Annotated in this window: 23 protein-coding genes; 10 read left to right on the top strand and 13 right to left on the bottom strand. The window is 72.0% G+C overall.

What is annotated here, in order from left to right; genetic code table 11:
* The first annotated feature begins 639 nt into the window (after positions 1–639).
* Entirely contained in the window at positions 640–1,416 is a 777-nt protein-coding gene (locus DFP74_RS17190) for a DUF2470 domain-containing protein (RefSeq protein WP_121182725.1), read from the top strand.
* A 39-nt stretch (positions 1,417–1,455) separates the two neighbouring features.
* Here the strand turns inward: DFP74_RS17190 and DFP74_RS17185 are convergent, their stop codons facing one another.
* The 9 genes from DFP74_RS17185 to DFP74_RS17145 form a co-directional block, all read right to left on the bottom strand.
* Positions 1,456–1,827 carry a hypothetical protein gene (locus DFP74_RS17185; RefSeq protein WP_121182723.1) on the bottom strand — a complete coding sequence of 124 codons (372 nt, stop codon included), beginning with the start codon at positions 1,825–1,827 and terminating at the stop codon, positions 1,456–1,458.
* A gap of 135 nt (positions 1,828–1,962) precedes the next feature.
* Positions 1,963–2,349, bottom strand: coding sequence for a metal-sulfur cluster assembly factor (locus DFP74_RS17180; RefSeq protein ID WP_121182721.1), 387 nt, complete (start codon positions 2,347–2,349; stop codon positions 1,963–1,965).
* Positions 2,349–2,822 (bottom strand): Fe-S cluster assembly sulfur transfer protein SufU, encoded by a 474-nt coding sequence (sufU, locus tag DFP74_RS17175; protein WP_121182719.1) that lies wholly within the window; start codon positions 2,820–2,822, stop codon positions 2,349–2,351. The genes DFP74_RS17180 and sufU overlap by 1 nt, the downstream gene beginning before the upstream one ends.
* A 19-nt stretch (positions 2,823–2,841) precedes the next feature.
* Positions 2,842–4,140 carry a cysteine desulfurase gene (locus DFP74_RS17170; RefSeq protein ID WP_121182717.1) on the bottom strand — a complete coding sequence of 433 codons (1,299 nt, stop codon included), beginning with the start codon at positions 4,138–4,140 and terminating at the stop codon, positions 2,842–2,844.
* A gap of 1 nt (position 4,141) precedes the next feature.
* A complete protein-coding gene (gene sufC, locus DFP74_RS17165) occupies positions 4,142–4,903 on the bottom strand; it encodes a Fe-S cluster assembly ATPase SufC (RefSeq protein ID WP_121182715.1) in 762 nt (253 codons plus the stop codon).
* 7 nt (positions 4,904–4,910) lie between these two features.
* The gene (locus DFP74_RS17160) at positions 4,911–5,246 is read right to left on the bottom strand and encodes a non-heme iron oxygenase ferredoxin subunit (protein ID WP_121182713.1); all 336 of its coding nucleotides are present in this window, start codon (positions 5,244–5,246) and stop codon (positions 4,911–4,913) included.
* A complete protein-coding gene (sufD, locus tag DFP74_RS17155; RefSeq protein ID WP_121182711.1) occupies positions 5,239–6,399 on the bottom strand; it encodes a Fe-S cluster assembly protein SufD in 1,161 nt (386 codons plus the stop codon). The genes DFP74_RS17160 and sufD overlap by 8 nt, the downstream gene beginning before the upstream one ends.
* Before the next feature lies 1 nt (position 6,400).
* The gene (gene sufB / locus DFP74_RS17150) at positions 6,401–7,813 is read right to left on the bottom strand and encodes a Fe-S cluster assembly protein SufB (RefSeq protein WP_121182709.1); all 1,413 of its coding nucleotides are present in this window, start codon (positions 7,811–7,813) and stop codon (positions 6,401–6,403) included.
* A 19-nt stretch (positions 7,814–7,832) separates the two neighbouring features.
* On the bottom strand, positions 7,833–8,612 hold the full coding sequence (locus tag DFP74_RS17145; RefSeq protein ID WP_121182707.1) for a metalloregulator ArsR/SmtB family transcription factor: 780 nt from the start codon (positions 8,610–8,612) through the stop codon (positions 7,833–7,835).
* Positions 8,613–8,984: 372 nt separating this feature from the next.
* Between DFP74_RS17145 and DFP74_RS17140 the strand changes: the two genes are divergently transcribed.
* The 3 genes from DFP74_RS17140 to DFP74_RS17130 are packed head-to-tail and all read left to right on the top strand — an operon-like array spanning position 8,985 to position 11,609.
* On the top strand, positions 8,985–9,926 hold the full coding sequence (locus tag DFP74_RS17140; protein ID WP_121182705.1) for an ABC transporter ATP-binding protein: 942 nt from the start codon (positions 8,985–8,987) through the stop codon (positions 9,924–9,926).
* On the top strand, positions 9,926–10,765 hold the full coding sequence (locus DFP74_RS17135; protein ID WP_121182703.1) for an ABC transporter permease: 840 nt from the start codon (positions 9,926–9,928) through the stop codon (positions 10,763–10,765). The genes DFP74_RS17140 and DFP74_RS17135 overlap by 1 nt, the downstream gene beginning before the upstream one ends.
* Before the next feature lie 46 nt (positions 10,766–10,811).
* Complete coding sequence (locus DFP74_RS17130; protein WP_121182701.1) at positions 10,812–11,609, top strand: inositol monophosphatase family protein; 798 nt, start codon at positions 10,812–10,814, stop codon at positions 11,607–11,609.
* A gap of 102 nt (positions 11,610–11,711) precedes the next feature.
* Here DFP74_RS17130 and DFP74_RS17120 read toward each other — a convergent pair whose 3' ends face one another.
* Positions 11,712–12,398, bottom strand: a complete 687-nt coding sequence (locus DFP74_RS17120) for an RICIN domain-containing protein (RefSeq protein WP_121182699.1) — start codon at positions 12,396–12,398, stop codon at positions 11,712–11,714.
* Positions 12,399–12,527: 129 nt separating this feature from the next.
* On the opposite strand from DFP74_RS17120, the gene DFP74_RS17115 reads away from it, so the two are divergent.
* From DFP74_RS17115 to DFP74_RS17100, 4 genes are all read left to right on the top strand, one after another.
* Entirely contained in the window at positions 12,528–12,935 is a 408-nt protein-coding gene (locus tag DFP74_RS17115) for a hypothetical protein (RefSeq protein ID WP_121182697.1), read from the top strand.
* Positions 12,936–12,940: 5 nt separating this feature from the next.
* Entirely contained in the window at positions 12,941–13,888 is a 948-nt protein-coding gene (locus tag DFP74_RS17110) for a DMT family transporter (protein WP_121182695.1), read from the top strand.
* Between the two features lie 154 nt (positions 13,889–14,042).
* Positions 14,043–14,243, top strand: a complete 201-nt coding sequence (locus DFP74_RS17105) for a hypothetical protein (protein ID WP_121182693.1) — start codon at positions 14,043–14,045, stop codon at positions 14,241–14,243.
* A gap of 123 nt (positions 14,244–14,366) precedes the next feature.
* Positions 14,367–15,494 (top strand): heme A synthase, encoded by a 1,128-nt coding sequence (locus DFP74_RS17100; RefSeq protein WP_121182691.1) that lies wholly within the window; start codon positions 14,367–14,369, stop codon positions 15,492–15,494.
* Here the strand turns inward: DFP74_RS17100 and DFP74_RS17095 are convergent.
* Complete coding sequence (locus DFP74_RS17095) at positions 15,415–16,716, bottom strand: PrsW family intramembrane metalloprotease (protein ID WP_121182689.1); 1,302 nt, start codon at positions 16,714–16,716, stop codon at positions 15,415–15,417. The genes DFP74_RS17100 and DFP74_RS17095 overlap by 80 nt on opposite strands.
* 147 nt (positions 16,717–16,863) lie before the next feature.
* Here DFP74_RS17095 and DFP74_RS17090 point away from each other — a divergent pair, with 147 nt between their 5' ends.
* Positions 16,864–17,277, top strand: coding sequence for a hypothetical protein (locus DFP74_RS17090; protein WP_121182687.1), 414 nt, complete (start codon positions 16,864–16,866; stop codon positions 17,275–17,277).
* 101 nt (positions 17,278–17,378) lie between these two features.
* Here the strand turns inward: DFP74_RS17090 and DFP74_RS17085 are convergent, their stop codons facing one another.
* Positions 17,379–19,403, bottom strand: a complete 2,025-nt coding sequence (locus DFP74_RS17085) for a hypothetical protein (protein ID WP_121182686.1) — start codon at positions 19,401–19,403, stop codon at positions 17,379–17,381.
* A 152-nt stretch (positions 19,404–19,555) separates the two neighbouring features.
* Between DFP74_RS17085 and DFP74_RS17080 the strand changes: the two genes are divergently transcribed.
* Positions 19,556–20,074 (top strand): DUF1203 domain-containing protein, encoded by a 519-nt coding sequence (locus DFP74_RS17080; protein WP_121182685.1) that lies wholly within the window; start codon positions 19,556–19,558, stop codon positions 20,072–20,074.
* A 73-nt stretch (positions 20,075–20,147) separates the two neighbouring features.
* Here the strand turns inward: DFP74_RS17080 and DFP74_RS17075 are convergent, their stop codons facing one another.
* Entirely contained in the window at positions 20,148–21,110 is a 963-nt protein-coding gene (locus DFP74_RS17075; RefSeq protein WP_121182684.1) for a heme o synthase, read from the bottom strand.
* Positions 21,111–21,582: the final 472 nt, after the last annotated feature.

Here is a 21,582-nt window from a genome sequence, read left to right as displayed (position 1 = left end):
GCGCGGGCCCTCAGGAGACAGGCAACGGGGATCGAGACCAACGAAGAGGAGTACGACGATGAGGAGAACCATGAGGACGAGTGCGATGAAGAAGACCGGCCATCCCCTGGCGAGGTTGGAGGGACTGCTGAGAGGTACGCCGAAGAGCTCCCGCAGGCCGGCGAGGACGACGTCGAAGAGGCCAGGGACGCCGAGGAGCCCGTTGACGAGGCTGGAGGGCCTGCTGCGGAGTGCGACGCACAGCCCCGGGAAGACGACGAGGACGTCGCCGAGGAGGGGTTTCCCGGGTACCGGGCGCGCGAGGCGCAGCCCTCTGCGACGGGTCGTCGGTCGGCTCAGGAGCCGGGGCATCGGTTGATCCGTCCCCATGCATCGCGGTTCCCGAGCCGGGAACCGCGGGAAAGGGGCGACGAGCAGGCCGAACCGGCGCCATGGCGGGGAGAGCCGCGGGAGATCCGCTCCCTCGGCGGCTCCCCGTCGGCGTGCCTGGCGGGTGTGCTGGAGCGGGCACGCCCACCCCGACCTGAATCCGGAACCGCAGGGCCCCTGCTTCCGAAGCCGGAGTGACGCGGGGGCGGTGGCACGACACCCGAGATCTGATGTAGGTTAGCCTTACCTAATCAGCTTGAGGTGGTTGCTATGCCGTCTTCCGTTCCCCGACCCTCACCCGCCGACCGGGCGCGCTCAACCCTCGTCTCGGGCGGTCCCGCGACCGTGGCCTCCTCCGCCTGGCCCACAGAGAGCGAGCCGTTCCAGCTGCCCGACACCGTCAACCACGTCCACCCCGGTGGAGAGGTCAGTCTGCTGCTGCCCGACGGGCACCCGCTCCTGGGCGCCGAGCCCGGCGCCGCCGCCGACGGCTCCGTCGTCATGGTCGAGTTCACCGACCTCGCCCCCGTCGAACTGCGCGATCCCGTCCGGGCCATGCTGTGGCTCAGCGGCACGCTGAACGTCCTGGACTCCCCCGCCGCCCGGGAACGGGCGCTGGACGTGATCCGGTCCGACCCCGACGACCGGCTCCTGGAGATCGGCCACGGGCGGACGATGGTGCTCCTGAGCCCCACCCTGCTGGTCTACTCCGACCCCGACGGCGCCCACCTGCTCCACCCCCAGGAGTTCGCGGCGGCCCGCACCGACCCCTTCAGCCGGTGGGAGGCGCCGTGGCTGCGCCATGTGGACGCCGACCACCCCGACCTGCTCGAAGCGCTGACCGAGCGCATTCCGCCGCACCTGCGCACCGGGACGCCCCGCCCCCTGGGCGTCGACCGCTTCGGCCTGCGGCTGCGCGTCGAGGGTGCCGACGGCGACCACGACGTCCGGCTGCCCTTCCGCAGGCCGGTGCGCACCCCCTACGACCTCGCCGCCGAGGTACACGGCCTGGCGGGCCTGTCCCCCTTCGGGTCCGACCTGCCCTGAACCCGACACCCGTCCGCCCCGGAGCCGGCCGGAGCGGGTCTAGAAGCTCGGCCCCACCATCCAGCAGACCGTGATGATCACCAGGGCCGAGCCGAAGGCCGTGCCCAGCGACCAGGACATCCACAGGGTGAGCCGGCGCCGCCAGGGGTCGGCTCGGTCGAAGACCATCGAACACAGGTGGGGCGGGGCCAGCACGAGCGCGACGGCACCCGGCACGGCCCACAGGAGCGCCAGCGCGAGAGCGAGCTCCCAGTTCCCCCACGTGAAGAGCGGAAGGAAGAACGCGCCGAACGCGACATTGAACCCGATCGGGGCCAGCAGCACCGCGCTCAGGAGCCAGATGCCCACCAGGATCCACGGGCTGCCCTCGCGCGGAGGGGCGGTCGGCGGCAGGGGCGTCGGGAGTTCCATGGCTCCAGCCTGGACCTCCCGTGCGCGGTTCGGATGAGTACGCCTACTCACCCCCGGACACACGCGCGAGGCCGGGACCCGAAGGTCCCGGCCTCGCGCGTCGAAGAGCCCCCTCAGAGGTGTCCTCGACGTCCCTCAGACGTTGAAGCCCAGCATGCGCAGCTGGTCCCGGCCGTCGTCGGTGATCTTGTCCGGACCCCACGGCGGCATCCAGACCCAATTGATCTTGACCTCGCGCTCGAACTCGTCCAGCGCGCTGACCGCCTGGTCCTCGATCACGTCGGTCAGCGGGCACGCCGCACTGGTCAGCGTCATGTCCAGGGTGATGACGTCCTTGTCGGCGTTCACCCCGTACAGCAGCCCCAGGTCGACGACGTTCACGCCCAGCTCGGGGTCGATCACGTCCTTGAGCGCCTCGCCGATCTCCTCGACCAGCTCCTGGGCCTCGGGCGACAGGGGGGCCTGCTCGGGGGCGGCGCTCTCAGCGGCCGCCTCGGTGGTTGTCGTCTCGTTCTCGCTCATCAGGCGCCTTCCTTCTCCAAGGACTGCGACACCGCGTCCTTCCACGCCATCCAACCCAACAGGGCGCACTTGATCCGCGCGGGGTACTTGGACACCCCGACGAAGGCCACCGCGTCCTCCAGCACGTCCTCATCGGGCTCACCCTTGCCCTTGGACTGCATCAACTCCGTGAAGGCGCCCAGGGTGGCCATGCCCTCGGCGACCGTGCGGCCGATGAGGAGGTCGGTCAGCACCGAGGTGCTGGCCTGGCTGATCGAGCAGCCCATGCCCTCGTAGGAGACGTCGGTGACGACGGCCTTCTCGTCGAGCGTGGACCCCTCGGCGGGGGTCAGTGCCACCCGGAGGGTCACCTCGTCCCCACACGTGGGGTTGATGTGGTGCGCCTCCGCGTCGTGCGGATCCCGCAGGCCCTTGTGGTGCGGGTTCCGGTAGTGGTCCAGGATGATCTCCTGGTACATCGCGTCCAACTGCATGGTCTGGCTGTTCCTCGTTCTAGGGCCGGGTTCCGAAGAACTTCTGCGCGTCCCGGATCGCCTCCACGAGCGCGTCCACGTCCTCCAGGGTGTTGTAGAGGTAGAAGGACGCCCGCGTGGTCGCGACGATACCCAGCTTCCGGTGCAGCGGCCAGGCGCAGTGGTGGCCCACCCGGACCTCCACGCCCCTGTCGTCCAGGACCTGGCCGACGTCGTGCGGGTGGATGTCGTCCACGACGAACGACACCGCGCCGCCGCGGTCCACGGCCTCGGTCGGGCCGACGATCCGCACACCCTCCAGCTCGCCGACGCGCTTGAGCGCGTACTCCACGAGCTCGTGCTCGTGCGCGGCGACCCGGTCCATCCCCACCGCGGTGAGGTAGTCACAGGCCGCGGCCAGGCCGACGGCCTGCGGGGCCATCGGCACACCGGCCTCGAAGCGCTGCGGCGGATCGGCCCACGTGGAGTGCTCCATGTGGACCACACCGATCATGGACCCGCCGGAGATGAACGGCGGCATGGCCTCCAGCAGCTCCCGGCGCCCCCAGAGCACCCCGATCCCGTTGGGACCGAGCATCTTGTGCCCGGAGAAGGCCAGGAAGTCCACGTCCAGGTCGGCGACGTCCACCGGCATGTGCGGGACCGACTGGCAGGCGTCCAGGACGACCAGGGCGCCGACCTCGCGCGCCCTGGCGACGATGGCCGCCACCGGGTTGACGGTGCCCAGCACGTTCGACTGGTGGGCGAAGGCCACGACGCGGGTGCGTTCGTTGACCAGCCCGCCGAGGTCGGACAGGTCCAGGCGGCCATCGTCGGTCACCGGGAACCACCGCAGCGTCGCACCGGTGCGCCGGCACAGCTGCTGCCAGGGCACCAGGTTGGCGTGGTGCTCCATCTCGGTGACGACGATCTCGTCGCCGGGCCCCACCTGGAAGCGGCGGAGCCCCTCCTCGGCGGTGGCCGCGTTGCTCATCGCGTAGGTCACCAGGTTGATCGCCTCGGTGGCGTTCTTGGTGAACACCACCTCGCCGGCGTCGGCACCGATGAACCCGGCGATGGTCTCCCGGGCCGACTCGTAGGCGTCGGTCGCCTCCTCCGCGAGCTGGTGCGCTCCCCGGTGCACCGCCGCGTTGTGGCGCTCGTAGAACTCACGCTCGGCGTCGAGCACCTGCCAGGGCTTCTGTGAAGTCGCCCCGGAGTCCAGGTACACCATCGGGCGCCCGTCACGGACGGTCCGGGAGAGGATGGTGAAGTCCTTCCGGATCGCCGTCGTGTCGAGCGGAACCGCGCCGGGCCCACCGAACTCGCGGTCAGTCACGTTATGCGCCCGCCTTCACGAATCGCTCGTAGCCGTCCGCCTCCAGGACGTCGGCCAGCTCGGCGCCGCCGGACTCGGCGATGCGCCCCTGGGCGAAGACGTGCACGAAGTCGGGCTTCACGTAGTTGAGGATGCGCGTGTAGTGCGTGATGAGCATGACGCCCATCTCGCCGCCCGCCTTGGCGCGGTTGACGCCCTCGGAGACCACCTTGAGCGCGTCGACGTCCAGGCCGGAGTCGGTCTCGTCCAGGATGGCGACCTTCGGCTTGAGCAGCTCCATCTGCAGGATCTCGTGGCGCTTCTTCTCACCGCCGGAGAACCCCTCGTTGACGCCGCGGGCGGCGAAGTCGGAGCTGATGGACAGGTCCTTCATCGCGCCCTGCAGTTCCTTGGAGAACTGGCGGAGCTTGGGGGCCTCGCCGCGGACCGCCGTGACGGAGCTGCGCAGGAAGTTGGACATGGACACGCCGGGGACCTCGACCGGGTACTGCATGGCCAGGAACACGCCGGCGCGGGCGCGCTCGTCGACGCTCATCTCGAGGATGTTCTCGCCGTCGACGAGGACCTCGCCCTCGGTGACCTCGTAGCGCGGGTGTCCCGCGATCGCGTAGGCGAGCGTGGACTTGCCGGAGCCGTTGGGGCCCATGATGGCGTGGGTCTCACCGGAGTTGATGGTGAGGTCGACGCCCTTGAGGATCTCCTGCCGCTCGCCCTCACTGATCAGGACGTCGGCACGCAGACCGCGGATTTCGAACTTCGTCATTTCAGCCTCAGGAATTCTTCTCATCCAACGACACGAGCACGTCGTCGCCGTCGATCTTCACGTCATAGGTGGGGACCGGCTGGGTCGCGGGCGGGTTGATCGCCGCGCCCGAGCGCAGGTCGAAGCAGGAGCCGTGCAGCCAGCACTCGATGGTGCCGTCCTCGACCTCGCCTTCGGACAGGCGGACCTCGGCGTGCGAGCACACGTCCCGCACGGCGAACACCTCGCCCTCGGTGCGCACCAGGGCGATCGGAGTCTCGTCGTCGACCTCGACGGCGAGCACCCCCTCGTCGGGGATCTCCTCGAGACCCGCGACCTTCACCCAGCGCGCGCCCTCACTCATGCGCGGCCAGCTTCTGCTCGACCTTGGCCATGATCTCCTCTCGCAGCTCCTCGACCGGGATCCGGTTGATGAGCTCGAGGAAGTAGCCGCGGATGACCAGGCGGCGGGCCTCCTCCTCCGGGATGCCCCGGGAGCGGAGGTAGAACAGGTGGATGTCGTCGAGCCGGCCGCTGGCGGCGGCGTGCCCGGCACCCTCCACCTCGCCGGTGAAGATCTCCAGGTTGGGCACCGAGTCGACACGGGTGTCGTCGGTGAGCTGGAGGTTGCGGTTGTGCTCGTAGGAGTCGGTACCGGTCGTGCCCTCGCCGATGATCACGTCACCGATCCACACGGCGTGCGCGCCCTTGCCGCTGAGCGCGCCCTTGTACTCCACGCGCGAGCGGGTGTGCGACATGTTGTGGTCGATGAGCGACCGGTGCTCGTGGTGCTGGCCGTCGCCGGTGAAGTACAGGCCGTGGAGCTCGGCGTTGGCGCCGCGCCCCTTGTAGGCCACCTTCGGGGAGAGCCGGACCAGGTCGCCGCCGAGCGTGATCACGATCGACTTGTAGGTGCCGTCCTTCTCGACCTGCGTGTTGTGCTGGGAGACGTCGACTGCGTCGCGGTCCCAGTCCTGCACGCTGACCAGGGTCAGCCGCGCGCCCTCGCCGACGTGGACGTCCACGCTGCCCGCGCGCACGCCGCCACCGGTCTGGTTGAGGACCACGACGGCCTCGGCCAGCGGCTTGACGTCGATGACGAACTGGTCGTAGCGGGTGCCGCCCTGGGCCTCCCGGTTGATGACCACGGGGCGCTCCAGCGCGGCGCTCTGCGCGACCGTGACGACGGTGGCCTGCTCGAAGGAGGTGTAGGCCTGCGCCGTGACGCGGTCGGCGGGGAAGCCGGCCGTGCCCAGGCGCGCGTCGTCGCGGCCGACCTGCTCGACGGTGACGCCCTCGGGGGCGTCGATGTCGACCTTGTCGGTGCCGTCGGCGACCGCGGTGCCGTCGTGCAGGCCCTTGAGGCGGCGCAGCGGGGTGAACCGCCACACCTCCTCACGGCCGCCGGGGACGGGGAAGTCGTTCACGTCGAAGGACCCGTGGGTCGCCAACTTGGAGAACGGGATCTCCCCGAGGCCGTGGCTGTGGGCCTTGGGTTCGGTGTTCGGGCTGGTCAACTTAACCAACCGCTCCTTCCATCTGCAGCTCGATCAGCCGGTTCAGTTCCAGCGCGTACTCCATGGGCAGCTCGCGCGCGATGGGCTCGACGAACCCGCGCACGATCATCGCCATGGCCTCGTCCTCGTCCATGCCCCGGCTCATCAGGTAGAAGAGCTGGTCCTCGCTGACCTTGGAGACGGTCGCCTCGTGGGCGAGCTCGGCGTCGTCCTCGCGCAGGTCGTTGTACGGGTAGGTGTCCGAGCGGCTGATCGTGTCGATCAGCAGCGCGTCGCACTTGACCGACGACTTGGAGTGCGAGGCCCCTTCCTGGACCTGGACCAGGCCTCGGTAGGAGGCGCGGCCCCCGCCGCGTGCCACCGACTTCGAGACGATGGTCGAGGAGGTGTTGGGCGCGCAGTGCACCATCTTGGAGCCGGTGTCCTGGTGCTGGCCCTCGCCGGCGAAGGCGATCGAGAGGGTCTCGCCCTTGGCGTGCTCGCCCATCAGGTAGACGGCCGGGTACTTCATCGTGACCTGGGAACCGATGTTGCCGTCGATCCACTCCATGGTCGCGCCCTCTTCGGCGATGGCGCGCTTGGTGACCAGGTTGAAGACGTTGTTCGACCAGTTCTGGATGGTCGTGTAACGGCAGCGGGCGTTCTTCTTGACGATGATCTCGACGACCGCGGAGTGCAGCGAGTCCGACTTGTAGATCGGCGCGGTGCAGCCCTCGACGTAGTGGACGTAGGCGCCCTCGTCGACGATGATCAGCGTCCGCTCGAACTGGCCCATGTTCTCGGTGTTGATCCGGAAGTAGGCCTGGAGCGGGATCTCCACGTGCACGTTCTTGGGAACGTAGATGAAGGATCCACCGCTCCACACGGCGGTGTTGAGCGCGGCGAACTTGTTGTCGCCGGGCGGGATCACCGAGCCGAAGTACTCCTGGAAGATCTCCGGGTGCTCCTTGAGAGCGGTGTCGGTGTCCAGGAAGAGGACGCCCTGCTCCTCCAGGTCCTCACGGATCTGGTGGTAGACGACCTCGGACTCGTACTGCGCGGCGACACCGGAGACCAGGCGCTGCTTCTCCGCCTCGGGGATGCCGAGCCGGTCGTAGGTGTTCTTGATGTCCTCGGGCAGGTCCTCCCAGGAGGTGGCCTGCTTCTCCGTGGACCGCACGAAGTACTTGATGTTGTCGAAGTCGATCTTGGACAGGTCCGCGCCCCAGTTGGGCATGGGCTTCTTGCCGAAGAGCTTCAGCGACTTGAGGCGGAGCTTGGTCATCCACTCCGGCTCGCTCTTCTTCGAAGAGATGTCGAGGACGACGTCCTCGTTCAACCCCCGGCGGGCGTTCGCCCCGGCCGCGTCGGAGTCGGACCAGCCGTACTCATATGTTCCGATCCCCTCGAGTTCGGGGTGCGCGATAGACGTCATGCGCGGACTCCTCCTGGACTCAGTCGTCCGTTTGGTGTTGCGATCCTCCACCCGCCGCCTGGCGGATGGCCTTGCTCACGGGCGTGCCGGTCTCCCCGCCCGCCCCGTCTCCCCGAGGGGTGACGTGCGTGGTGCACACACCGTCGCCATGGGCGATGGTGGCCAACCTGCGCACCGGGGTGCCCAACAGCCGCGCGAAGGCCTCGACCTCGGCCTCACAGAGTTGCGGGAACTCCGCGGCCACGTGCGCGACAGGGCAGTGGTGCTGGCACAACTGGTCGCCGCCTCCGGGCGCGGGCGCCTGGCCCGCGGTGGCGGCGTAGCCGTCGTTGGAGAGCGCCTCGGCCAGCAGCCGTACCCGTTGTTCCTGGGGAACGGCGTCCAGCTGGGGCTTGTAGCGCCGCTCCAGGTCGGCGACCTGGCTCCGCGCGAACTCGGCGACGGCCTCGGGCCCGACGGTGTCCGCCAGGAAGCGCAGAGCGCTGGAGGCGAGATCGTCGTAGGCGTGGACGAAGTGGTCCCGTCCCGCCTCGGTGATGGCGAAGACGCGCGCCGGCCGTCCCCTGCGGCGGCGTCCGCCGTGGGGTCGGGCATCGCGAGCCTCCACCAGGCCCTCACTGGTCAGGTTGTCGAGGTGGCGGCGGATCCCGGCCGGGGTGAGGCCGAGTCGTTCTCCGAGGTCGGAGGCGGTGATCGGCCCCTTCTCCAGGATCAGACGGGCGACCCGGGCTCGGGTACCGGTCTCGGCACCGCGTTCGGGGCCGGACAGCGGGTTGGGCGCACTGGTCGCGTGCGGCACAGTGATCCCCTCCCTTCTCCGGACACGGTTCCTGGTTTAGACAACATCAGTGTGGCCTAAATAAGTCCGCGGAGGCAAACCCGCGTCAGTGACCCACTTCATGCCATTCGTCACGAAGGTCAGGCTTGCCTAACTGGGCGTTCACTTCCGCAGAACAGGACTGCGCCGTAGGCGTCCGTTGAGGGTGGTGGCGGGCGACGGGCGGGCACCGGTGGTCGAACGGGCACGGAGGCCGCGGCTGTTCCCGGTGACCACATGCTGGGACCGACGTCCCAGGAGTTGGACGCCGGCCGACCCGGGGCCGCGCACCCGCCCGACCGTTCAGCCGGGTCGATGAGCCGACCCCCCGGGGCGCACGTACACTCAGGGCCCATGGACACAGCCGCGGTCGAGGTCGTCGACCTGGTCAAGCGCTACGGCGCCACCACCGCCGTGACGGGGCTCAGCTTCACCGCCCGCCGCGGTGCGGTGACGGCGCTGCTCGGACCCAACGGCGCGGGCAAGACGAGCACCATCGAGATCTGCGAGGGCTTTCGCGCCCGCGACGGCGGCAAGGTGCGCGTGCTGGGCCTGGACCCCGCGACCGACTCCGCCGCGCTCAAGCCCCGGGTCGGCGTGATGCCCCAGTCCGGCGGGGTGCCCACGGGCGCCCGCGCCGCCGAGTGGCTGCGCCTACTGGCCTCCTTCCACGCCAGCCCGATCGAGCCCCGGGTGCTGCTGGAGCGGCTCGGCCTGACCTCCGTGTCCACCACGCCCTTCCGGCGCCTGTCCGGCGGCCAGCAGCAGCGCCTGTCGCTGGCCTGCGCGGTCGTGGGCCGGCCCGAGCTGGTCTTCCTGGACGAGCCCACCGCCGGGCTCGACCCCCAGGCCCGCAGGGCCACCTGGGACCTGGTCACCGCCCTGCGCGCGGCCGGCGTCGCGGTCATCCTCTCCACGCACCATATGGAGGAGGCCGAGCGGCTGGCCGACCACGTGGTGGTCATCGACCGCGGCGCGGTCGTCGCCCAGGGATCGCCGGCCGGACTCACCGAGGACCGCCGCGAGGTGTGCTTCCAGGCGGCCGGCCCGGTGGACACCGAGGCGCTGGGCACCGCACTGCCCGCGGGCGGCCGGGTGAGCGCCACCGAGACGCCCGACGGCCGACGCGAGTACGTGATCACCACCGAGGACCCCGACGCCCTGGGACCGGAGTTCCTGGCCACGGTCACCGCCTGGTGCGCCTCGGTCGGGCTGCTCGCCGAGGACCTGCGCGTTCGGCGGCGTACCCTCGAAGACGTCTTCCTCGAACTCACCGGCCGGGAACTGCGGGACTGATGACCGAGCACACCTCCAGCACCTCCATTCCGACTCCCGCGTCGGACGGCGGCACGACGCCGGACGACATCGCGCTGTTCACCCCGGCCCCGGGGGCCGCGCCGCTGTGGCGCATGGTCGCCGCCCAGGCCGGCCTGGAACTGCGGGTCATGCTGCGCCACGGCGAACAGTTCCTGCTGACCATGGTCATCCCCGTCCTGCTCCTGGTGGGCTTCAGCCTGACCACGGTCCTGGACGTGGGCGAGGGCCCGCGGGTGGACGCCCTCACCCCCGGCGTGCTGGCGCTGGCCGTGATGTCGACGTCGTTCACCGGGCTGGCCATCGGCACGGGCTTCGAGCGGCGCTACGGCGTGCTCAAGCGCCTGGGCGCCACACCCCTGTCCCGGTTCGGGCTGCTGGCCGCCAAGACGCTGGCCGTCCTGGCGGTGCAGGCCATCCAGATCTCGGTGCTGTGCGCGGTCGCGCTGGCGCTGGGCTGGTCGCCCGCGCTCGGAGCCGGCACGGCGGCCGCGGCCCTGCTCCTGGTGCTGCTCGCCACGGCGGCGTTCAGCTCGCTGGCCCTGCTGATGGCGGGCACCCTGCGGGCGGAGGCGACGCTGGCGGGCGCGAACCTGGTGTACGTGCTCATGCTGGGCCTGGGCGGCGTGCTCTTCCCCACCAGCAGCTTCCCCGGACCCGTGGAGAACGCGGTGGCGCTGCTGCCGATCACCGCGCTGAGCTCGGGACTGCGCACCGCGCTGGCCGACGGCTCGCTGCCCGGCCTGGGCGTGTACGCCGTGCTCGCCGTGTGGGTACTCGTGGCGGGCCTGCTGGCCAGCCGCCTCTTCCGCTGGGACTGAGACCCCGGCGCACCCGCCCCCGGCCGATGGTCCCTAGGGTGGGGCCATGGCGATCGATATGGACGCGGTGACCGAGGTCCTGCGTGAGGCGGCCGAGACGGCCGTCCTCCCCCGCTTCCGCTCCCTGAGCGCGGGCGAGGTGACGGAGAAGTCCCCTGGTGAGATCGTGACGGTGGCCGACCGCGAGGCCGAGGAGCTGATCACGCCGCGACTGCGCGCGATCGCCGACGCCCCCGTCGTGGGCGAGGAGGCCGCCTCGTCCGACCCCTCCCTGATCGAGGCGTTGCGGACCGAGCCCCTGGTCTGGCTCGTGGACCCGCTGGACGGAACGCGCAACTTCGTCCGCGGCAGCACCGACTTCGCCGTGATGGCCGCCCTGGTGCGCCAGGGAAGCACGGTCGCGGCGTGGATCGTGCGCCCGACCGAGGGCCGCGCCTACGTCGCCGAGCGCGGCTCCGGCGCCTGGCGCGACGGCGAGCGCCTGCACCGCGCTCCCGCGCCCGTCGAGCCCTCCAGGATGCGGGGCGCCGTGCTCAGCCGGTTCCTGGGTCCGGCGGCGCGAGCGCGCGTGTCCGCCGCCGAGCCGAAGTTCGCCGAACTGGGATCGGGCGCGCACTGCGCCGGGGTGGACTACCCGCTCCTGGCCGAGGGCGCGCTGGACTTCGTGCTGTTCCACCGGACCCTGCCCTGGGACCACGCTCCCGGCACGCTGCTGCTCACCGAGGCCGGCGGCGTGGCGCAGCGCCCGGACGGCTCCGAGTACCGGCCCGATGACGACCGGGTGGGCCTGCTCGACGCCGCCGACCCCGAGGCCTGGGAGTCGGCCCGTTCGCTCCTGATGTGAGCACCTGGCGCCGGCGGCGCCGGGACCGCCGCCACGGGCGGCACGGGCGGCGCGGGCGGCGCGGGCGGCGCGGGCGGCGCGCAGCGCACGGGCGCCACCGGATCAGCCCAGGGGCAGCAGGCGCCACTGCTGGTGGGCGTGCCCGCCGTCGGGCGCCTGGACCACCGCCGTGCCGTTGTCGGGCGCCCCGCCCTGGGCCTCCAGCGCCTGCGAGGTCGCGCGGTTGACGAGCCGGACCACGCCGTCACCGACCTCCACCGGCGCCCAGTGCTGGTGGGGGTCCCCGGTGCGCGTGAGGAGCGTGGCCCCCGGGCCGTCGGCGGCGATCTCCAGGACCTTGCCGCTGCCCACGCCCTCGATCTCGTAGTAGCCGTCGTCCACGGGAACGAACCGCCACTGCTGGTTCTCCTGGTCGTGGCGGTCCCACAGGTGGGTGGCGGCGCCGTTGGCGGTGGCGGCCTGGGCGACGTCCAGGACACGGTCGCCGTGCACGTTCTGCAGGACGTACACGCGTTCCGGGTCGATCCCGGCCGGGTGGACGGGTTCCTCCTCCTCGTCCTCCTCCGGCTCGGCCTCCTCCTCGGGGCCGCCCGAGGGCTGGACGAGGATGCCGGACTGCACGATCAGCGCCGACTCCTCCGGCTCGGCCGAGTCGGCCGCGAAGCGGCCCGAGACGTAGCCGACGATGAGCGCGATCAGCAACAGCGCGGTGGCCCCGGCGGCCAGTGGCCACCGCGGCGCGAACGCCTCGTCGTGCGTACGGGGGACGCGTGCGCGGCGTCGGGACATGAGGGGAACTCCCAGGGGGACGGGTCAGACCGCGTCCACCGCGGCCCTGGACTATTTGACACCACTGGCCCGATTCCCGCATGTCGACCTCCGTCGTCCGCCGAAGCGCGTGGTCGGTAGTGTCCGGCCATGGAGTTCATCGGTGTTCCCTGGTTCATCGCGGTCCGCCACCTGGCGCCTCCGCTGTTCCTGCTGGCGGCCGGTGCCGCGCTCATGGCCTGGCGGCCGCCGCGGCGGCGGGGGCTGGTGTGGGCGGCCCTGGTGACCAACCTGGTCGCCGCGGCGCTGCCCTACGGGTGGATCGGGTTGCAGATCCTCACCGACCAGGCCGAGCGGACGGTGTTCGGACTGGTGATGACCCTGCTCCAGCCGGGCGTGGTCGTGGTGGCCTGGCTGCTGCTGTTGGCGGCGGTCCTCGCCCAGCGGCCGGCCGCCGGGGCCTCCTCCCCCGTGCCTGCGAGCGCGGTGAACGCCGAGGAGACGCGGAGCGGGGACCAGGGCGGTGAGGCGGGCAGGGCCACGGAAAACGTAGGATGATTGGGATGAGTCCCCGCACCTCACCCGCGTCCACGTTCTCCCTGCGCTCGGCGGCCGAGGCGATCCCGCCGACCTGGCTCGTCATGGTCGGCATCATCTCGGTCCAGACCGGCGCGGGCGTGGCCAAGAACCTGTTCGAGGTCCTGCCCCCGGCCGCGGTCGTGTGGCTGCGCCTGCTGACCTCGGCGGTGCTGCTGGTCCTGGTCGTACGGCCCGCCCTGCGGGCGCGCACGCGCGGCGACTGGATGGTGGTCATCGGCTACGGTGTCGCGCTGGCGTCGATGAACCTCTTCATCTACCAGGCCTTCGCCCGCATCCCCCTGGGCATCGCGGTCACCATCGAGTACCTGGGCCCGCTGGCCATCGCGATCCTGGGCTCGCGGCGCCGCATCGACCTGCTGTGGGCCGTCCTGGCGGGGCTGGGCGTGGTGGCGCTGGGGCTGGAGTCGGGCGAGATGGACCCGCTGGGCATCCTGTTCGCGGTCCTGGCCGCGGCCGCCTGGGCGGGCTACATCCTGCTGAGCGCCGCCACCGGGCGCAGGTTCAGCGGCGCGTCGGGGCTGGCCATCGCCAGCGTCGTCGGTGTCGTGCTCCTGGGGCCGCTGGGCGTGGCCGAGGGCGGAGCCGCCCTGCTGGACCCGCGGCTGCTGCTGTTCGGACTGGCGGTGGGCGTGCTGTCGTCGGTGGTCCCCTACTCGCTGGAGCTGAGCGCGCTGCGCCGGATGCCGCCGCGGGTCTTCGGCGTCCTCATGAGCCTGCAGCCCGCCGCGGCGGCGCTCGTGGGCCTGGTCCTGCTGGGCGAACTGCTCACCGTGTGGCAGTGGCTCGCGGTGGCGTGCGTCATCGCCGCCAGCGCCGGATCGACGCGCGCCTCCGCCGCACACGGCGACGGCGCGGAGGAGACCGAGGGGACGCCCCCGGACCCCTCACGTGAAGGACCGCGCCGGGACTAGGAACACCTTTCCGGGGGCCCGAATTGGGGGTCGGCCGGTCGGCCGAGGGGAACAAAATTGACTACTTTGAGTTTCCATTCGTGATCAAACGGTTATTTCACCTGGTGGGTCGGCGCCGACCTTTGGGACATTTTCCGCATACGAAGGGAACAACATGCGCACCGCAGCCAAGCTCACGATGACCGTGCTGTTCACCGCCGGCCTGCTCGGGCTGGGGATGGCGCCCGCCTCCGCGGCAGGCGATGCCTACGAGACGTGCGTGAAGGAGCAGACCGCTTCGGGCCTGCTCGCACTCAACCTGGACCTGCTGGACCTGGACCTGCTCAACCAGTGCATCGCGCAGCACAACAGCTAGCCGACCGGTGCGGGGCTCCCCCGAGGGGGCGCCCCGCACCGCCGCTGGGGGCCGTCGCCGCAGGTGGCGGCGTCCGGCGGGGGCGGGCACGGACGCGCGACATCATGTACTACGCTCTGTCGTATGTTTGCATCCCCGGCCGCCGCGACGACGGCCACGACCACGGTTCCCCCCCTCGCGGCCGAGGACATCTCCATCCTCGGCATGCCCCTGTGGGGCTGGCAGATCGCCCTGGCCGTCCTCGGGGTCCTGGTGCTCGTCGTCCTGGCGCGCACGATCTGGACCCCCACCGTCCGCTCGCTGCGGGCCTGGGCGCTGGGCAACATCGTCGTCAACGCCGGGATCGCCGTCACCGGCGCCACCGTGCGCGTGACCTCCTCGGGGCTGGGCTGCTCCGAGTGGCCCAAGTGCACGCCGGACAGCTTCGTGCCCATCGACACCGAGCACGCCGCACTCAACGCCGCGATCGAGTTCGGCAACCGGACGCTGACCTTCCTCGTGCTCGCCGTCGGCGTCATCACCCTGATCGCGGTCCTGCGGATGGCTCCGCGCCGCCGCGACCTGACCCGGCTGGCCGTGATCATCCCGTTCGGCGTCCTGGGCCAGGGCGTGGTCGGCGGCATCACCGTGTGGACCGACCTGCACCCCGCCTCCGTGGCCACGCACTTCCTGCTGTCCATGGTGGTCACGTTCCTCGCCGTGGCGCTGTACGTGCGCTCCCAGGAGCCGGAGGGCACCCCGCGGATCTCCGTGGGCCCGATGCTGCACTCCCTCAGCGTCGGCCTGGTCGTCGTGGGCTTCCTGCTGCTGATCGCGGGCACGGTCGTCACCGGCACGGGACCGCACGGCGGGGACGCCGAGGCCCCGCGCTGGGGACTGGACCTGGCGATGGTCACGCGCATCCACTCGTCGCTGGCCTGGCTGACCCTGGTGGGCGCCCTCGCCGCGACCGTGATCGCCTTCCGCACCGGCACCCGCCGACCGGTACGGATGAGCAGCGTGGCCCTACTCGTGGTGGTCCTGCTCCAGGGCGTGGTGGGCTACGTGCAGTACGCCCTGGCCCTGCCCGAGTCGCTCGTGGTCCTGCACGTGCTCGGCTCGACCGTGACGTGGGTGATGATCGCGCGCCTGTACTTCGCCACCAGCCGGCTGGTGCCGCCGGGCGCGCCGCTCAGTACCCTCCCGGCCGAGGCGGACCCTGCTGGCCGTGACGGGGAGCGTAGTCCTGTTGAGCCCTCGTCTGGGCGATGACGTGCGCGAAGTCCGACCGGCGCAGGAACCCCGAGTCGTCGGGGCGCTCGGTCCAGGCCGGCGCCACCGGCTGAGGGGCCCGGCCCAGGAAGGCGTCCCGGGCCACGTGCATCAGCGCGAGGAAGGAGTCGCGCCGCACCTTCCAGTCCTGGCGCGGCACGCCGGTGTCGAGCTTGCGGTGCAGTAGCGCCAGCTCCGTGGCGGCGAGCTGGTACTCCTTCATCGCCGCGCGTCCGCGCCGGCCGGCGTTGCGGGCGGCCCAGTCGCGGGCCCGCTTGCGGCCCGGCATCGAGCTGAGCATGGTGATGTCGGCGGGGGTGACCAGACCGGTGGAGATGTAGGGCGGCAGGTAGCGGCTGATCGCCCCGATCTGCGAGCGGCGGTCGCCCCGGGCGATCACCAGCAGGACCACCAGCACGAAGAACAGCACCAGGTAGGCGACCCCCAGGCCGGTCCAGCCGAAGTAGGTCGACCCGTTCCACATGCCGTGCAGGGCGACGGCGGCCACCCAGCCGACGAAGGGGGCGGCCCAGCGCAGCGCCCCGGTCCGCGTGGCGGCGTAGGCCACGCCGATGCCGATCATCGCGGTGTAGAGGGGGTGCCCGAACGGCGCGACGAGGCCGCGGATGGCGAACGTGGCGACCAGCGTGCCGTCGAAGAACGCGCTGAGGAAGTACAGGATGTTCTCGGTGAAGGCGAAGCCGATGGCCACCATCCCCGCGTAGATCACCCCGTCGGTGAAGCTGTCCAGCTCCTGGCGGCGGCGCCACAGCAGGATGAGCAGGACCATGCCCTTGGCGCTCTCCTCGACCACCGGCGCCACGAGCGAGGTCGTCACGTAGTCGCCCAGATCCTGTCCGAAGAGCGGCACCGCGAGGTTGACCTGCCCCCAGGTGTTGAGCACCAGGGACACCACGACGGCCACGCCCGCGCCCCAGACGAAGGCGAAGAACAGCACCTGGCCGGGCTCCGGCTCGATACGGTCGAGCATGAGGATCAACGGCACCAGGATCGTGACCGGCACGACGGCGGCCCCGACGGCGACCATGAAACCGACCGCGCCGTCGACTCCGGCGGCGGCTCCGCCGGCCAGGGCGAGCAGCCACAGATAGGCGAGCATCCCGATGAGGCAGACGACGCTGACGGTCGTGCCGAGGATGAGGGTCATCGAATAGCGCGAGCGGCGGCCCTGGAGGATGGCCTTGCTGTCGAGTCGGGGCATGGGCATCGATGGTAGCGGTTACCCGTCTCGGCCTGCGCCTTCCCCCATGCGGGAGCGTGCCCGCGCTTTACTGGTGGAGTGAGTCCTGTCCGTGGAGGGCAGAATCGGATCAGTTACTTGAGCGTTCAACCGAACTGGAGACCATCCATGGACCAGCCCGTGCACACCACCTCGTCAGGCCCCGCCACCGGGGCTCCGCTGACTGCGCTGCGCGTCATCGTGCTCCTGCATCTGGCCGCCATCCTGTGGGAGGGGGCCACCGCCGGACAGCTCGTGACGTTCAACACCGACGCGCTCCCCGCGCACTACTTCGGCGCCTTCGGCGTGCACGCCGCCGCCGGGGCCCAGCTTCTGGCGGCGGCGTGGCTGTGGTCGCGCGCACGCCGGGCGGCCCTGGGCCTGGCCGTGCTGAGCCTGGTGGCGTTCGGCCTGGGCTTCCTCCAGGCGGCCCTGGGCACCTACGGGCCGCTGCAGGTCCACGTGCCCCTGGCGGTGGCGCTGATGGCCCTGGTGGCCTGGACGGCCGCGCTGGCCTGGAGGCGTCCCGCCACGAGCGCCTGAGCCAGGACGGCACGCGCCGCGCCGCCCCCGGCCCCCAGCGGTCCGGGGGCACGTGCGCGCGGTTCCCGTGCTCCGGCCCGGCCGCGCGTCCACGGCCGCGGTCACCGTCCAGGGCCGTCGCCCTCCCGGACGCGCCGCCACGCCTCGGTGAAGAGCTCCGGCAGCGGCCGCAGCGCCAGGAAGCGCGCGAGGGGGCCGGCGCAGGGCTTGGCACGGTCGTCCCGGAGGCCGTACAGAGGCAGCTTCCAGGTCTCCAGGGGCAGGTTCGGCGACCTGGCGTCGGTCCACCCGCCCGGCAGGAACACCGAGCGACCCGCGCGCCGGCGCTCGGCCGCCACCACCAGTCCCGCCGCCACCAGGTCCGACCGCGCCCCGCGCAGACGCGCCGCCGTCCAACCGTTGACCGCCCGCACCCGCCGGTCGGTGGGCTCCAACAGGGTCAGAACCTGCAGGTACAGCCGTGCGGCGTCCCACGACACCCCCAGCGCGTCCACCACCTCGTCCACCAGATCCGGGACCGACGCCCCCGGGTCGCAGTCCCACGAGCCCTCGGTGCGACCGCCGGCGGCCACGTGCGCGGCGATCGCGGTGAAGCCCGGACTGCGCAGCAGACCCACCACGTGCGGAAGGTCCCAACCCTGCGTCCCGCCGCCCGGCCCGTCCAGGCACGCGCGCGGGACGGCGGAGCCGCCCTCCCCGCCCAGGGCCGCCGGCCGCAACCACACACGCGCGACCCCCGAGTCGTCCTCGACCGCGACCACCGTCCCGTTGTCGGCGCTGGAGGGCACCGGGACACCGTCGCGCCCCAGACAGGGGCGGTCCCCGAGGGACTCCATGAGTCGTCGCGCCCGGGCTCCGCGCCACACGTCCGCCGCGGACAGCAACAGGCCGGGAGCGGTCAGCCGCTCGCGCACGGCCCGCAGCGCGGCCGGAATCCCCTGGCGCACGGGGTCGCCCGTCGGAAGCTCGGCGTGGGCCCAGGCGATGAGCTGCGCGAGCGCGCCGAGCGTCACCGGCAGCTCCGCGGCGGCCTCCACGGAGTGCCTGAGCCTGGCCACCGGACGGCCGGCGTACTCCTCCATCTCGATCCAGGAGGACGCGTCCCGGCACAGCGCATCCTCGGCGCCGGGGTCGGCGACCAGGCGCAGGTGTTCCAGCCCGGTGCGGTTCAGGCGAGCGGATCCGAAGGCCGCCACGGTCCCCTCGGGCAGCGCCACGCGGCGCCCGTAGCGGCTGTTCCAGGCCTCGGCGAGCCGCTCGGCCACGCCGACCGCTCCCCCGGGCTCCCACAGGGCGGCGACCGCCTCGGGGTCCTCCGGAAGCACCGCTCGGTAGAGCTCCAGCGCCTCCTCGCCCCCCACCCACCGCAGTTCGTGCGATCCCAGCGCGGCCTCGGCGGACGACAGGCCCAAGGCCGCCCGGGCGGCGGCGTCGGGGACGCCGCGGTACTCGGGCCAGTGCCCCGCCAGCAGCAGCGCCGCGCTCGACCGCGCCAGCCCGGTGCGTTCGGCCAGGGCCGTGACGGCGCCGGGATCCCAGGCGATGGCCCCGCGCCGGGCCAGGGCCGTGACGAAGGCGGTGAGCTGCTCGGCGGTCCCCCACGTCGCGACGACCCGTTCGCGCGCCTGCTCGACGAGGCCGTCCTCCAGGGGAAGGGGGTCGCCCGAGCGCAGTTCGACGAACGCGAAGCCGACCGCGCGGTCCCCGTGCGGCGGGCTCGTCCTCAGCGGCAGGCGGCGGGAGGCGCCCCGCACACACGGCCGCGGCGCCGTCGCACTCCGCAGTACCCCGAGGTCCAGCCGTGCGCCGCGGTCGGCGAAGACCGTGGCCGACCAGCGGGCGAGGAAGTGCCGCAGGTCCTCCCGCCTGCGCTCCGGCGTGGTGGGCAGGGCCGCGTGCCACGCCAGGGCGGCGATGCGACCGGCAAACCTCCACCAGTCGACGGCGGGGGTCGGTCCGCCGTTCGGCTCGAAGCGGCCCGGCTCCCCGACGAGGAACCGCGAGACGTGTTCGACGTGCGCGGTGGTGTCGGCCCGGGCGTCGGCGCGGCCATGGCGGGACCCGCCCAGGAACCACGTCAGCGCCTCGGTCAGCCCTTCGGGTTCGGGTGGGGAAGTCGTCGGCATGGACACGGTTGTACCGGTCTCCCACGACAGGTCGGCGGCCGCCCCCGCCCGGCGCTCCGCCCGAGCGCGAGCAGGAACCGGCGGACGGGCCGCGCGAACTCGATGTCCGATGACCGCCGGTGTCGAGCGCGCGCACGCGCGATGCTGCGTCCATGACGACGAACACGGCGACGACCCTCACCCACGAGACACACCCGATCGCGCCGCGCGTCCTGGAACGGCTGCGCGCGTGCGACGACGCCGGACGCGCCCGGGAGGCCTTCACGGACGCCGAGGGCGGCGCCCCGATGCGCTGCTGCCTGCGCAGGAGCCGGACCGGCGAGCGCATCATGCTGGTGTCCTACGCGCCGCTGCGGAGCTGGGCCCTGGAGCGCGGCGTGGACCCCGGCCCCTACGACGAGGTCGGCCCGGTCTTCGTCCACGCGCGGCCGTGCGAGGGCCCGCGGGGCACCGGCTATCCACGCGCGTTGCACGGGCCGCAGCGGACCCTGCGCGCCTACGGCGACCACGGACGGATCCTGGGCGGCCGCACGGTGGAGCTGTCCCAGGAACGGGCCGGGGAGGTCGACGACGTCCTGGCGCGGATGTTCGCCGACCCCGCGGTGGCCCTGGTCCACGTGCGAGCGGTGGTGTTCGGCTGCTTCCTGGCCGAGGTCCGCCCGCTGCGCTGAGGCCAGGGCAGCGACGGCGGCGTCGTCCCCTGGCAAGGGGCGGCGCCGCCGGTGTCCGTGGGCCCGGACGCGCTCAGGCCAGCAGGCCGGCGATCAGGGGATCGATCGTGACCGCGACGAACAGCAGGGCCAGGTAGGCGTTGGACAGGTGGAAGAAGCCCATGGTCTTCAGCCGGGCTCCGCTCACACCCGCGAGGGAGCGGCTGAGCAGGCGGTGCGCCTGCACGACCAGCAGCGCGCCCAGGACCAGCGCGACCACGCCGTAGAAGACGGTGGTCCCGGCGACCGGCCAGAAGATGAGCGAGACGATCGCGGTGGCCCAGCTGTAGAGCACGCACTCCAGCAGCACGCGGCGGTCGCTGGCGACCACCGGCAGCATCGGCACCTTGGCGGCGGCGTAGTCCTCGCGGTAGCGCATCGCCAGCGTCCAGGTGTGCGGCGGCGTCCAGAAGAACACGACCAGGAAGAGCACGAAGGGCGCCCAGTCCAGGCTGTTGGTGACCGCCGCCCAGCCGATCAGCACCGGCATGCACCCGGCGATGCCGCCCCACACCACGTTCTGCGCCGTGCGCCGCTTGAGGAGCATCGTGTAGACGAAGATGTAGAACGCGATCGCGAAGACGGACAGCACCGCTGAGAGCACGTTGACCAGCAGCAGGAACCCGAGCGTGGACCCGATCGCCAGGGCCAGGCCGTAGACCAGGGCGCCGCGCGGGGTCACCAGGTCCATCGCGCCGGGGCGCTGGCGGGTGCGACGCATCTCACGGTCGATGTCGCGGTCGATGTAGCAGTTCATCGCGTTGGCGCTGGCCGCGGACATGGTGCCGAAGACCAGGGTGGCGACCGCGGTCCACAGCGGGGGCACACCCCCGGCGGCGACGAACATCACGGGGATCGTCGTGATGAGCAGGAGCTCGATGACGCGGGGTTTGGAGAGGGCGACGTAGGCGCGGACGTACTGGCCGACGGTGGCCCTGCGGGAGGCCTCGGCCTGCTCGGCCGCGTCCGCGCGCGGGGCTCGGTCTGCGAGGGCCATCAGTGCCGCGTCCCCTCGGCCGGACGGTTCGCTCGCGCCCGTGTGGGGCGTACCGGCTCGGAATCTGACACGCGGATACCTCGATGACTCTAGGGAATTCGACACTCGCCACGCGGGGCCGAGCGGACCGACTGTGCGTCAGGATCAGCGAAAACCCCGTCAACGACACATCGTAGTACTAGCTCGCGCGAACCGGTCCCGGCCCCCCTCGCAACGCGAGCGCCCGGTCCGCGGCCCGGCGCCGCCGCCGACCGTGGGGCGCAGCAGCAGGTTCGCACACGCCCCGCAGCGCTTCCAGCGTGCCACGCTCCGGCCGCGGGCGCGCACCGCCGCCCCCGCGGGGGTCGCGCCGCCCCGGACCGGCGCGAGGGGGACCCCGCCGGTCCGTAGGGGCTCGATGGGCCGACGGCCATGTGAGGTGTCGGGCAACGACATCACCACCCTCGGACGATAGGCTCGCGGTTGGCCGTCC

The organism is Nocardiopsis sp. Huas11, assembly GCF_003634495.1.
GTDB lineage: Bacteria > Actinomycetota > Actinomycetes > Streptosporangiales > Streptosporangiaceae > Nocardiopsis.
This window is presented reverse-complemented; position numbering and strand designations above follow the sequence as displayed.

Bases quoted from the DNA above. Each gene is read 5' to 3' on its own strand.
- DFP74_RS17190 (WP_121182725.1), top strand. From the start codon at position 640: ATGCCGTCTTCCGTTCCCCGACCCTCACCCGCCGACCGGGCGCGCTCA.
- DFP74_RS17160 (WP_121182713.1), bottom strand. From the start codon at position 5,246: ATGAGTGAGGGCGCGCGCTGGGTGAAGGTCGCGGGTCTCGAGGAGATC.
- DFP74_RS17135 (WP_121182703.1), top strand. From the start codon at position 9,926: ATGACCGAGCACACCTCCAGCACCTCCATTCCGACTCCCGCGTCGGAC.
- sufB (WP_121182709.1), bottom strand. From the start codon at position 7,813: ATGACGTCTATCGCGCACCCCGAACTCGAGGGGATCGGAACATATGAG.
- DFP74_RS17095 (WP_121182689.1), bottom strand. From the start codon at position 16,716: ATGCCCCGACTCGACAGCAAGGCCATCCTCCAGGGCCGCCGCTCGCGC.
- sufU (WP_121182719.1), bottom strand. From the start codon at position 2,822: ATGCAGTTGGACGCGATGTACCAGGAGATCATCCTGGACCACTACCGG.
- DFP74_RS17105 (WP_121182693.1), top strand. From the start codon at position 14,043: ATGCGCACCGCAGCCAAGCTCACGATGACCGTGCTGTTCACCGCCGGC.
- DFP74_RS17115 (WP_121182697.1), top strand. From the start codon at position 12,528: ATGGAGTTCATCGGTGTTCCCTGGTTCATCGCGGTCCGCCACCTGGCG.
- DFP74_RS17180 (WP_121182721.1), bottom strand. From the start codon at position 2,349: ATGAGCGAGAACGAGACGACAACCACCGAGGCGGCCGCTGAGAGCGCC.
- DFP74_RS17100 (WP_121182691.1), top strand. From the start codon at position 14,367: ATGTTTGCATCCCCGGCCGCCGCGACGACGGCCACGACCACGGTTCCC.
- DFP74_RS17085 (WP_121182686.1), bottom strand. From the start codon at position 19,403: ATGCCGACGACTTCCCCACCCGAACCCGAAGGGCTGACCGAGGCGCTG.
- sufC (WP_121182715.1), bottom strand. From the start codon at position 4,903: ATGACGAAGTTCGAAATCCGCGGTCTGCGTGCCGACGTCCTGATCAGT.
- DFP74_RS17110 (WP_121182695.1), top strand. From the start codon at position 12,941: ATGAGTCCCCGCACCTCACCCGCGTCCACGTTCTCCCTGCGCTCGGCG.
- DFP74_RS17185 (WP_121182723.1), bottom strand. From the start codon at position 1,827: ATGGAACTCCCGACGCCCCTGCCGCCGACCGCCCCTCCGCGCGAGGGC.
- DFP74_RS17140 (WP_121182705.1), top strand. From the start codon at position 8,985: ATGGACACAGCCGCGGTCGAGGTCGTCGACCTGGTCAAGCGCTACGGC.
- DFP74_RS17120 (WP_121182699.1), bottom strand. From the start codon at position 12,398: ATGTCCCGACGCCGCGCACGCGTCCCCCGTACGCACGACGAGGCGTTC.
- DFP74_RS17075 (WP_121182684.1), bottom strand. From the start codon at position 21,110: ATGGCCCTCGCAGACCGAGCCCCGCGCGCGGACGCGGCCGAGCAGGCC.
- DFP74_RS17080 (WP_121182685.1), top strand. From the start codon at position 19,556: ATGACGACGAACACGGCGACGACCCTCACCCACGAGACACACCCGATC.
- DFP74_RS17130 (WP_121182701.1), top strand. From the start codon at position 10,812: ATGGCGATCGATATGGACGCGGTGACCGAGGTCCTGCGTGAGGCGGCC.
- DFP74_RS17090 (WP_121182687.1), top strand. From the start codon at position 16,864: ATGGACCAGCCCGTGCACACCACCTCGTCAGGCCCCGCCACCGGGGCT.